A 10723-nucleotide genomic window follows, 5' to 3' on the forward strand; every position below is an offset into this window, starting at 1 on the left:
GATCCGCACCGCGCCGCCGCGCCGCGCCGCCGGCATCGCCGACAGCAGCAGCCCGAGGCTGGTGGGGATGAGCGCGGCGGCGCCGGCGGCCTGCACGACGCGGAAGCCGACCAGCCACCACAGGTCGGGGGCGGCGGCGCACGCCTGGGAGGCGAGGGTGAACACGATGAGGCCGAGGACGAGGCCGGCCTTGCGGCCGTACCGGTCGGCGAGCCGGCCGAGCGGGACGAGCAGCGCGGCGAACACGATCGCGTAGGCGTTGAGGACCCAGGACAGGTCGGCCATCGGCGTGCCGGCGAAGTCGCGGCCGATGTCGTCGAAGGCGACGTTGACGATGAACAGGTCGAGGCCCGCCATGAAGGAGGCGACGGAGAGCACCGCGAGGACGGGACCGGTGCGTACCTGACTTTGTTTCACCATAGTCAGCGACGCTAGCGCCCGGCCTGACTTTGGTCAAGCGAAGTCAGCAGGTTTATAGTGGGTCGCGTGACAATCGCACTTGAGGGGCACTTCGCCGACCGCGACACCTGGTCGATGCAGAACTGCCCGGTCGCCCGGACCCTGGCCGCGCTCGGCCCGCCGTCGGCGGTGCTGGTGCTCAGCGAGGCGTTCTTCGGGACCAATCGTTTCGGCGACTTCGTGCGCAACCTCGGCATGACCGAATCCGCCGTCACCGCCCGCCTGCGCCACCTCGTCAAGGCGGGGCTGCTCACCCGGGAGCCCTACCAGGAGCCCGGCCAGCGCACGCGCTACGAGTACCACCTGACGAAGATGGGCCTGGACCTCGCGCCCACCCTCGTCAGCCTCATGGAGTTCGGCGAGACCTACCTGCCGCACGAGGAGGGCCGCCAGGTCATGCTGACCCACGCCCGCTGCGGCGAGCGCGTGACGGCGCAGGTCAGATGCGCGGAGGGCCACGACGTCGGGGTGGACGAGATCATCATGCGCCCGCCGCACCCCGAGGAGGTCCACTGACCCCATGAACGCGCCCCGTTGACCCGCGGCGTGTTGCCCCTATACCGCGCCGCATAAGGGCGACACGCCGCAGGTCAACGGGGGTCAGCCGGCTCGGCGGGGGCTTGCGCCGCCGGCCAGGCGCAGGGCGTGCTCGACGAGCGACACCAGGACCTCTTTCGCCGAGCCCGTGCGGCGGGCGTCGCACAGCAGGACGGGGACGTGCGGGTCGATGTCCAGGGCCGTCCGGATCTCCGGCGGGTCGTAGCGGTCGGCGTCGTCGAAGCAGTTGACGGCGACGACGAACGGCGTGCCCTTGCGCTCGAAGTAGTCGATCGAGGCGAAGCTCGCCATCAGCCGCCGAGTGTCGGCGAGCACGACGGCGCCGAGCGCGCCGCGCGACAGCTCGTTCCACATGAACCAGAACCGCTCCTGGCCCGGCGTCCCGAACAGGTAGATCGCGACGCCGTCGCGCAGCGTGATGCGGCCGAAGTCCATCGCCACGGTCGTGGTGGTCTTGGCGGCGACGCCGTCGAGGTCGTCCACGCCGATGCTCGCGTCGGTCAGCGCCTCCTCGGTGCGCAGCGGCCGGATCTCGCTGACCGCGCCGACCATGGTCGTCTTCCCGACGCCGAACCCGCCGGCGACCAGGATCTTCAGGGCGACGCGGGGCCCGTCCTCCCGGTCGTCGGTGTCGTCGGGCGCGGGCGGGGGGTCAGAGTGCACGGAGTTCATCGAGCACCATCCTGAGCAGGTTCTGGTCGGTATGCGGCTGGATCATGGTCGGCTGCCCGGCCGGCGCGGCCGGCGTGGACCACCGCTGGACGTCCATGAGGCCCGATTCGAGCAGGTCGCCGGCCAGCACCCGGATCACCCCGAGCGGCAGGTTCAGGTCCGAGGCGAGGTCGGCGAGGGCGTGCGGGCGGCGGCACAGCGCGAGCAGCCGGCGCTGGTGCCGCGACAGCCGGCCCGGCTCGGCCGGCGGCCGCCCGGTCGCGACGAGGATCGCCACGATGTCGAGCGGCTCGCCGGCCGGGCGGGTCCGGCCGCGCGTCACCGCGTAGGGGCGGACGATGGGCCCGGCGGCGGCGTCGAGCCACCGTTCCCGGCCGGGACCCCGGGGAGCACCGGGCACGTCACTGGGGTCCATGGCGGGTCACCTGGGTCCGGGTCCGGCGGCGCCCTGCCTGAGTCCCGTGGACAGCTGCCTGCCGACGCGCTTGACGAGCATCGTCATCTCGTAGGCGACGAGGCCCGCGTTGGCGCCGACCTCGCTGAGCAGCGCGAGGCAGCTGTTGGCCCCGGCGGGCACGACGAAGAACAGGCCCTGGTCCATCTCGATGAGGGTCTGCCGGATCTCGCCGGACTCCAGCTGCGGCTTCGCGCCGATCGCGAGGCTGTGGAACCCGGCGGCGAGCGCCGCGAGGTACTCGGCGTCCTCGCGCCCGACGCCGCGCGACTTGCCCATCACGAGCCCGTCCCGGGACAGCACCACGACCTTGCGGATCTGCGGTACCCGGTCGACGAGATCGTCGAGGAGGAAGTTGAGTTCGGCCGCGACTCCCTGCTGGGTCATGATCTTCCCTCCATGCCGTCGGCCGGTCCTTCGTCCTCGTCCCTGCCCCGCAGCCAGCCGGCCTGCAGGGAGGCGAACAGGTCCCGGGACGCCTCCGCCGAGCGTTCCTCCCAGGCGGCGACGGCGTCGGCGGGCGGCGGCGCGGCCGGTTCCGCGAAACCGTCCGGGTCGCGCAGCTGCGGCGCCAGGTTGCCGCCGCGCACCCGGCGCGGCAGCGGGGCGCGCCCGCCGCCCGCCTGCGCCTGCGACTCCCCGAACGAGGCGGGCGTCTCGTAGCGGCCCGCGCCGTTGTAGGGGTCGTGGCCGTAGGCGGGAACGCGCGGTCCCCCGGCCTGGAACGGGCGCGTCGCGTCGAACGCGGGCGGCGGTCCGGGCTGGGCCCCGTACGACGGTGGGGTGCGGTACGACGTCGGGGTCTCGGTTCCGTCGTACGCGTTGAACCCCACCGTCGCGTCGAACTCCGGCCGATCCTCCAGGGGCGCCGGTGTATCGGGCGCCCCCGGAGGCGCGGCCGTGGCCTCGTAGGCGAGCGCGGTGTCGAAGGCGCTGTCGGGGACGGACGTGCCGTGGGTGGGCGTGCCGTCATAGGCGGGCGGCGTGTCCTGGACGGTGTCGTACACCGGCGCGTTCAGCATCGCAGTGGACGACGGCGCGGACGGCGTGGGCCATTGCCGCGTCGAGCCGTTCACCGACGCGTGCCCGTTCTGCCCGTTCTGCCCGGCGACCGGTACGTCGCCGCCGGCCGGGCTCTCCTCGTCCTCCGGCTGGTCGACGTCCACGATCAGCTCGCGCGGGATCAGCACGACGGCGCTGACGCCCCCGTACAGCGACGGCTGCAGGGCGACCCGGATGCCGTGCCGTCCGGCGAGCCGGGCGACGACGAACAGGCCGAGCCGGTCGGTGACGGCCAGGTCGAACTCGGGGGGCCGCGACAGCCGCAGGTTGAGGGCGTCCAGCTCGGACTGGTCGAGCCCGATGCCGCGGTCGATGACGTCCACGGCGAACCCGTTGGCGCCCATCTCGCCGCGCACCAGCACCTCGGTCGGCGCGGGCGAGAACACGGTGGCGTTCTCGATCAGCTCGGCGAGCAGGTGGATGATGTCCGCGACGGCCTCGCCGATCAGCGCGGCCTGCCCGGTCACGACGACGACCTCGACGCGGGTGTAGTCCTCGACCTCGGCGACGGCGGCGCGCAGCACGTCCTCGACGTGCACCGGACGGCTCCAGCCGCGGCCCGGGGACGTCCCGGACAGGATGACCAGGCCCTCGGCGTGCCGGCGCATGCGGGTCGTGAGGTGGTCGAGCCGGAACAGGTCCTCCAGCGCCTTCGGGTCGGACGCGCCGCGCTCCATCTCGTCCAGCATGCGGAGCTGGCGGTGCAGCAGCGACTGGCTGCGCCACGCGACGTTGAGGAACACGCGGCTGATGCCCTGCCGCAGGTACGACTCGCGGACGGCGGTCTCGATCGCGGTGTGCTGCACCTGGGTGAAGGCGTCGCCGACGCGCGCGACCTCCCTGCTCTTGCCGATGACGAGCGGCGGCGCCTCGGCGTCCACGTCGACCTCCTCACCGCGCCGGAGCCGGGCGACGACGTTGGGCAGCCGGTCCTCGGCGAGGTTCAGCGCGGCGCGCTGCAGCCCGCGCAGCTCGCGGGACAGGCTGCGGGCCGCGAGCAGCGACAGCACGATGGACGCGATGACCGCGAGCAGCCCGAACCCGCCGGCGAGGACGAGCCGCATGACGATCCGCTCGCCGATCGGCTTGGCCAGCTCGTTCAGCGCGAGGCTCGCCTGCTGGACCTTCTGCCCCCACGCCTGCGACAGCAGCTGGGTGGTGGCCTGCCAGTCGGCCGCCTCGGCCGGCAGCCGGTCGCCGCGCGCGTTCACGATCGCGGCCTCGGCGGCGCGGTACCGCTTGAACTGGTCGGACGCGGCGAGCTGCTGCAGCGGCCCGCGGATCTGGTCGTTCAGGTCGGAGAGCCCGGCCTCGAACACGCGCCGCCCCTCCGCCGCCCACTGGACGAACGCGGTGTGCTCGTCCGGGGTGAGCCGCCCGTTGCGCGCCATCGCGGCGGTGACGAGGGAGTCCTCGCGGAGCATGTAGGCGCGGGCGTTGCCGATGCCGATCAGCGCGCGGCCCTGGGTGAGGATCGCGACGTCGTTGACCGACACCAGGCCGTCGAACACCCTGATGACCTGGTCGAGCATCGTGCTGTAGGAGTTGATGACGTCCAGCGGGGCGGCCTGGCCGGAGTCGACCTTGCCGCGCAGCTGCGGCAGCCTGTCGAGGGCCTTGATCGCCTCCGCGAGGCGCTGCTTCGTCTCCGGTTGCGCCGCGTCCTGCGCGTCGGGCGACAGCGCGGTCGACCGGAACGACTTCTCGACGGCGCTGACGCGGGCGCGCTGCCCGGCGAGCTTCTTCGCGGCCCCGGCGTCGTGCGTGGCCAGTGCGACGACGCTGAGGGAACGTTCCGCCTGGAGCTGGTTCACCAGGTAGAGGCCGGGCAGGCCCATCTTCTCGTACGTCGTGGAGAAGTCGTACTTGTCGAACGCGTCGCCGAGCGTGATGTTCGCGGCGAACGCCCACAGGGCGATCAGGGATACCAGCGGGACCAGCAGCAGCGCCGTGATCCGCAGGCGGATGGGACGCCGCCGCCGGGCCTTGCCGCCGGGGACGTCGTCGCGGGGTGTCTTCGAGGGCATCAGATCACAACCTCATGCCGAGGGCGGGCCGGGATCGCGGCCCGTGTCGTGGGGGGACGCGGGGTGTCGGGTCGGTGGTCGGCTCAGGGGCGCACCTCGTCCAGCGCGGCGCGGGCGACGAGCCCGCGCAGCCTGCCGGAGATCATGGCGACGGCCTGCGCGTGGCCGCGCGCGGCCTGCTCCCGCGAGCTGTACTGGCCGATGTCGGCGTGCATCGCGTGGTCGGACACGATCGTCTGCCACAGCAGCGGCCGGCCGTTCGCCGCGATGCCGAGGTCGATCACGGTGAACCAGGTCGAGACGACCACGACGACGGCGCCGACGCGGATGACGTCCTGCGCGAGCAGGCGTCCTCGCACGTCCAGCAGCAGCCGCTGGGCCTCCTCGGCCGTGGCGGGTCTCCCGTCCGCCCGGTAGTAGCCGGCGGACGGGTGGTCAGCGGGCGCGTATTCGGGCATGGCACGACTTCCATTCGCCGATCCGGGGGTCTGCGAACGGTTGCTCAGTGCCCGGGGTGCTCGTCCCGCGGCCAGGCGCGCACCTCGCACCAGACCGACTTGCCGGACGGGGTGTGGTCCGTCCCGTGCCGGTCGGCCATGACCGCCACGAGGAACCAGCCCCGGCCCGTCTCCTCCATGAGGTCGATCCGGCGCGGCCGCGGGACGCCCGCGCCCTGGTCGTGGACCTCGATGCGGAGCCGGGTGCCGGCGCGCAGCAGCCGCAGGCACAGCGCGGCGCCGGGCGCCGTGGCGTGCCGGACGGCGTTGGTCACCAGTTCGGAGACCAGGACCTCGGCGTCGTCGCGGACGTGCGCGACGCCGGCCGCGAGGGTGATGGACCGGCTGAACCGGCGCGCCCGGGGCACCGAGGCCCGTTCGGCGGGCAGCGTCAGCTCGCCCAGCAGCAGCGGGACCGGTTCGTCGATCGTGGGCAGGCCGTGCGGCGGAGTGCTGGTCGCGAGGTCGCCGGGGAGTGCGGTGTTGGGGAGTGGGCTGCTAGGGAGTTCGATGGTGTGGTGTTCGCCCGACATGATGAACGCCTCCTTGACTAAGGCGTGTCGCCCGGGTCCAGCCCGGCCGGGATGCGAGGCTGGGGTGGGTGTGGGGGGTCGGCGCGGGTGGCGCCGTTCTCGCGAGGGCCGCGGGCCGCATGATGCCGGTCATGACGGATCGCCCCCCTCGGCATGGGTGCCCGCCCTGCTGCGCAGCAGCCGGGCGGTGCTGGTGAACCACTCGTAGTTCTCCTGCTCGAAGCGGCGGCCGCGCAGGCAGGTGAGGTACGGGCCGAGCGGGGACCCGGTCCGCAGGAAGGTCTCCTCGTCCAGGTCGCCGCGCAGGTGCTTGAGGGTGTGCTCGAAGACCTCGATCTTGGCGGCGGCCGCGACCGCCCGGTCCTCGAGCTGCGCGATGACGGAGTCGGTGGAGATGTGGTCCACGGCTTGGACCATCACGAGAAGGTTCTCCCGGATGATCCCGGGTTTGGCGGGGGTGCCGGCGAACCGCTCGAGTTCGTCGACGCCGGCCGGGGTGACCGTGTACACCCGCTTGTTGGGGCGGTCGTGCTGGATGATCTGCCGTCCGCGGATCAGGCCCTCCGTCTCCAACCTCGACAGCTCCGAGTAGAGCTGCTGCGGTACGGCATGCCAGAAGTTGGAGACCGACAAATCGAAGATCTTGGCCAGCTGGTAGCCGCTGTACTCGCCATCGAGCAGCGCCGCCAGCACCGCGTGACGTAGCGCCATCGGCCTTCTCTCCCCGCCTTGACTCAGGGTTGCGACCGACGTTAGCAGACAAAGACATGATTAGTCATGCTTTTGACTAGGATTGGTTAGGGGCAATTTTTCGATCTTCGAAATTGCAGGTCACGGGGGTCGTGCGCGCCGGGTTCACGCGTGCGCCCGGCGCAGCTCGGAGACGCCCGGTTCGAGATCGTCCGCCAGTGCGGTGATCTCTCCGGTGAGGAACGCCTCGCGGGTCAGCCGGCGCTGCATCTTCCCGCTCGTGGTGCGCCGCACGGTGCCGCGCGCGGCGAGCACGACGCTCACCGCGGGCAGCTCGAACGCCCTTGCCACGCGGGCCTTGATGAGCGACGCCAGCTCGTCCAGGGGCGTCCCGGTGGCCGCCCGGGTACTGATCTCCTGGACGATGACGACGTGCTCCCGGCCGCCGTCCAGGCCCCGGCCGGCACCGGTCCCGACATCGGACCCGACATCGGCCCCGACATCCGCATCTATGGCGCCGTCAATGGCGAACGCGGCGCCGATCAGCGCCGCCGGATGGGCCGCCCGCGCCGCCTCCTCGATGTCGTGGGCGTGGATATTCCGGCCGTTCACGATGATCAGATCCTTGATCCTTCCGGTGACGAAGAGTTCGCCGCCGGCGATGAATCCAAGATCACCGGTCCGCAGATATGGACCTTCCTCCGCGGTGGTGCGGGCGCCGAATATCGCGCGGCTTTCCTCGGGGCTGCGCCAATAGCCCTGGGCGACGCTGCCGCCGCGCACCCAGATCTCCCCGACGCCTCCCGCCGGACGCTCGGCGCGCGTCTCCGGGTCGACGATCCGCACATCCAGCGTGACGGGGCGGCCGCTGCTCACGAGCCGCCGCGTCCCCCGCGGGCCGTTCCGGGGAACCGCCACGTCCTTGGTGAGGGCCTCGGCGTCGAAGTCGCGGACCACCGGCCCGCCGCCGATCGGCGCGCCGGTGACGAGCAGCGTCGTCTCCGCCATCCCGTAGCAGGGCATCCACATCTCGGGCCGGAACCCGACCGGGCCGAACCGCTCGGAGAGCGCCTCCAGCGTCGCCGCCCGGACGGGTTCGGCGCCGTTCTTGACGACGGTCAGCGACGACAGGTCCAGGCCGTCCAGCTGCCGGTCGGTGACGCGGCGTAAGGCCAGCTCGTACCCGAAGTTCGGGGCGACGGTGATCGTGCCCCGATGTTGGGTGATCAGCTCCAGCCACAGCACTGGACGTTTGATGAACGTGATCGGCGAGGTGAACACGTACCGGCAGCCGAGGTAGAGCGGCTGCAGGAACTGACCGACCAGGCCCATGTCGTGGTAGTGCGGCACCCAGCCGACGCCGACGGTGTCCGGTGAGCCCTCGATGCGGCGTTTGATCTCCTCGCCGTTGCACAGCAGGTTGCCGTGGCAGACCATCACGCCCTTCGGGTCACTGGTCGAACCCGAGGTGTACTGCAGGAACGCGAGCGTCTCGGGGCCGAAGTCCGGCGGCGTCCAGTCGCCCGGGTCTGCGTCCTTGCCCGCCTGGGTGTCCAGGCAGTGGACGCGGTTGCGCAGGCCGGCCGCCCTGAGCCACGCGTCGAGCGTGGCCCGGTGGGCGGTGTCGGTGAGGATCAGCGTGATGTCGGCGTCCTCGATGATGCGGCGGGTGCGGCCGAACCGTCCCGCGTCCAGGTCCGGCAGCGGCGCCGGGACGGCGATGACCCGCGCGTACAGGCAGCCGAAGAACGCCGTGATGAACTCCAGGCCCTCCGGATACAGCAGCAGGACGGCCCGGTCGCGCAGCCCGCGCGCCTCCAGGCGGCAGGCCAGCGCGCGGGCCTTGCGGTCGAGTTCGGCGAACCCGAGGACGTTCTCCTTGTACTTCCGTCCCGGTTCCTCGCTGATGAAGGTGAACGAGCGGTCGTCACCGTATGTCTGGATGTTGTCCCGGATGAGCGACACGAAATCCGCGTACACGGATATCACTCGTCCTCGGCCAGCGAGAGCAGCGTGAACCAGCGTCGTTCGTCGAAGCTGCGGAACATCGCGTCTTCCAGCGACGGGAGGAACTCCTCCGACAGGACGGCGTCGGGCTGCGCGCGCTGGAGCAGCCGTTGCAGGCACAGGACGAGCCACTGGCCGTCCGCGAACGGACCGCCGAACGCGTGCCGGTTGTGCAGCCACGTCAGCATGCAGGAGACCATCGCGTGCAGTTCGCAGTAGCGCTTGGCGCGCGCCAGTGCGGCCACAGAGGACGTGTCGCCTTCGCTGGTCCTGATGCCCTCGTCCACCTTGGCGCGCAGGCCGCCGATGCTGGACATGAGGTCCTTCAGCTCGGCCGCGACGCCGGGTGCCGCGTGCGTGTTCGCCGCCGTGAGCACTTCTTCGGCGATCTCCTCGAAGCGCTGGCCGACCTCGTCGCGTCCCTCGTTGGTGAGCTGCAGCCGCCGGCCGTCCGGTTCCCATGGGGGCGTGGTCCGCGTCCAGCAGAACAGGTCGGCGAGCAGTTCGTCCTCGCCGCCGGTCTCCTCCGGCGGGTCGATCAGGTACGGGAGCTGCCCGGCGACGTTCGCCAGGTTCACGTGCGTGGTGCCCTCGAAGATGCTCGCGATCGCGTGGTCGCGCTGCAGCTTCTGGAACACGCCGTGCGCGACGCCCTCGCGCAGGTAGCCGCGCGCGGCCAGGACCGTCCCGATGCTCGCGACGACCTCCTCCCCCAGCACGGGGACGAAGTACTTCGCGATCGACGACCACAGGCTGAGCCGTCCCGGCGCGACCGTCAGGCAGCGCGTCACCGGGATCGCGACGCACTCGGCGATCAGCAGGTCCAGATGCGCCTTGAGCAGATGGTCGCGGATGACCGGGATCTTGTAGATGTCCGACCCGTAGAGGGTGCGCTGCCGCGCGTACTCCATGCCGATGCGCACGACCGCGTCGATCGTCCCGACCGACAGGGCCGCGATCGCGGTCCGGGTGATCTGCAGGGTCTTCAGCGTCTGGACGAGCCCGGAGCCGCGCCGCCCGATCACCCGGTCGGCCGGCACCCGCGCCCCGGAGAACGCGACGCCGGACAGGTCGTGGCCGCGCAGCCCGACCGTCCGGACGGGCGGCAGCGTCGACCAGACCGCCGGGTCCAGTTCCCGCTTGTCGACCAGGATGAGGGAGAAGTCGCGCGGGCCGGTCTTGGCATAGGTGGTCACGAAACGTCCGCGGGTGGCGTTGCCGACCGGCCACTTCACGCCCGTCAGCACCAGCTCGTCGCCCTGGATCTCGGCCTCCGACTCCGACGCCATCACGTCGCTGCCGTGGTCGGCCTCCGAGACGCCGAAACAGGCGAGGTCGCCGCGCAGCACACCGTCCGCGACCGTCTTCCGCTGCCACGCGTCGCCCCACAGCCACACCGGGTTCACGGCCAGCAGCCCAGACCCGTACATCACCGCCACCGTGACGCTGCGGCGCGAGATGCCGCGCGTCACGAAGAACAACTCCTCCAGCGTCGTCAGCCGGCCGCCCAGCGGGACCGGCACCAGGTACTTCGGGAAACCCCACGCCCGGACGGCGTCCACCGCGCCCGGCGGAAGCTCGTCGCGCTCCTCGGCCTCCACGATCGCCTTGTAGGAGAACGGCCCGGCCTCGTCGTCCATCGGATCGCCGAGGTAGCCGTCCAGATCGGCGGCGATTCCGTGCGCCGGCGACAATCCCGCGACCACCCGCCGCGGTATCCCGCTCGTCTGATCGGTGGCAGCCTGATCGGCGGGCGGCCGCGGG

The 10723-nt window shown here is 71.8% G+C and carries 11 protein-coding genes; 1 reads left to right on the top strand and 10 read right to left on the bottom strand.

Going from position 1 to position 10723, the window contains the following annotated elements:
• Positions 1-420 (bottom strand): MFS transporter (locus HUX53_RS26245; protein WP_176405893.1); only part of this gene is annotated, 420 nt, incomplete at its 3' end.
• 66 nt (positions 421-486) lie between these two features.
• Here HUX53_RS26245 and HUX53_RS26250 point away from each other — a divergent pair.
• Positions 487-975, top strand: a complete 489-nt coding sequence (locus HUX53_RS26250; RefSeq protein ID WP_217919917.1) for a helix-turn-helix domain-containing protein — start codon at positions 487-489, stop codon at positions 973-975.
• A gap of 84 nt (positions 976-1059) precedes the next feature.
• On the opposite strand, the gene HUX53_RS26255 is transcribed toward HUX53_RS26250, so the two are convergent.
• The 9 genes from HUX53_RS26255 to HUX53_RS26295 all read right to left on the bottom strand — a co-directional run.
• On the bottom strand, positions 1060-1689 hold the full coding sequence (locus HUX53_RS26255) for an ATP/GTP-binding protein (protein WP_176405894.1): 630 nt from the start codon (positions 1687-1689) through the stop codon (positions 1060-1062).
• Positions 1670-2104, bottom strand: a complete 435-nt coding sequence (locus HUX53_RS26260) for a DUF742 domain-containing protein (RefSeq protein WP_176405895.1) — start codon at positions 2102-2104, stop codon at positions 1670-1672. Before HUX53_RS26260 ends, HUX53_RS26255 begins: the two co-directional genes overlap by 20 nt.
• 6 nt (positions 2105-2110) lie before the next feature.
• On the bottom strand, positions 2111-2530 hold the full coding sequence (locus HUX53_RS26265; RefSeq protein ID WP_176405896.1) for a roadblock/LC7 domain-containing protein: 420 nt from the start codon (positions 2528-2530) through the stop codon (positions 2111-2113).
• Positions 2527-5232 carry a nitrate- and nitrite sensing domain-containing protein gene (locus HUX53_RS26270; protein WP_176405897.1) on the bottom strand — a complete coding sequence of 902 codons (2706 nt, stop codon included), beginning with the start codon at positions 5230-5232 and terminating at the stop codon, positions 2527-2529. The genes HUX53_RS26265 and HUX53_RS26270 overlap by 4 nt, the downstream gene beginning before the upstream one ends.
• A gap of 83 nt (positions 5233-5315) precedes the next feature.
• A complete protein-coding gene (locus tag HUX53_RS26275) occupies positions 5316-5690 on the bottom strand; it encodes a hypothetical protein (RefSeq protein WP_176405898.1) in 375 nt (124 codons plus the stop codon).
• 44 nt (positions 5691-5734) lie between these two features.
• Positions 5735-6262: an ATP-binding protein gene (locus HUX53_RS26280; protein WP_176405899.1), complete on the bottom strand. Its 528-nt coding sequence runs from the start codon at positions 6260-6262 to the stop codon at positions 5735-5737.
• A 129-nt stretch (positions 6263-6391) separates the two neighbouring features.
• Positions 6392-6973 carry a PadR family transcriptional regulator gene (locus HUX53_RS26285; RefSeq protein ID WP_176405900.1) on the bottom strand — a complete coding sequence of 194 codons (582 nt, stop codon included), beginning with the start codon at positions 6971-6973 and terminating at the stop codon, positions 6392-6394.
• 144 nt (positions 6974-7117) lie between these two features.
• Entirely contained in the window at positions 7118-8932 is a 1815-nt protein-coding gene (locus HUX53_RS26290) for a fatty acyl-AMP ligase (protein ID WP_176405901.1), read from the bottom strand.
• Positions 8933-8937: 5 nt separating this feature from the next.
• The coding region (locus tag HUX53_RS26295) for an acyl-CoA dehydrogenase family protein (RefSeq protein WP_217919918.1) at positions 8938-10723 on the bottom strand (1786 nt) is incomplete at its 5' end.

The organism is Actinomadura sp. BRA 177, from assembly GCF_013372625.1.
Taxonomy (GTDB): Bacteria; Actinomycetota; Actinomycetes; order Streptosporangiales; family Streptosporangiaceae; genus Spirillospora.

What these genes read in the sequence shown, in the direction of transcription:
- HUX53_RS26275 (WP_176405898.1), bottom strand. Translation starts at nt 5,690, where the DNA reads ATGCCCGAATACGCGCCCGCTGACCACCCGTCCGCCGGCTACTACCGG.
- HUX53_RS26260 (WP_176405895.1), bottom strand. Translation starts at nt 2,104, where the DNA reads ATGGACCCCAGTGACGTGCCCGGTGCTCCCCGGGGTCCCGGCCGGGAA.
- HUX53_RS26285 (WP_176405900.1), bottom strand. Translation starts at nt 6,973, where the DNA reads ATGGCGCTACGTCACGCGGTGCTGGCGGCGCTGCTCGATGGCGAGTAC.
- HUX53_RS26255 (WP_176405894.1), bottom strand. Translation starts at nt 1,689, where the DNA reads ATGAACTCCGTGCACTCTGACCCCCCGCCCGCGCCCGACGACACCGAC.
- HUX53_RS26270 (WP_176405897.1), bottom strand. Translation starts at nt 5,232, where the DNA reads ATGCCCTCGAAGACACCCCGCGACGACGTCCCCGGCGGCAAGGCCCGG.
- HUX53_RS26265 (WP_176405896.1), bottom strand. Translation starts at nt 2,530, where the DNA reads ATGACCCAGCAGGGAGTCGCGGCCGAACTCAACTTCCTCCTCGACGAT.
- HUX53_RS26280 (WP_176405899.1), bottom strand. Translation starts at nt 6,262, where the DNA reads ATGTCGGGCGAACACCACACCATCGAACTCCCTAGCAGCCCACTCCCC.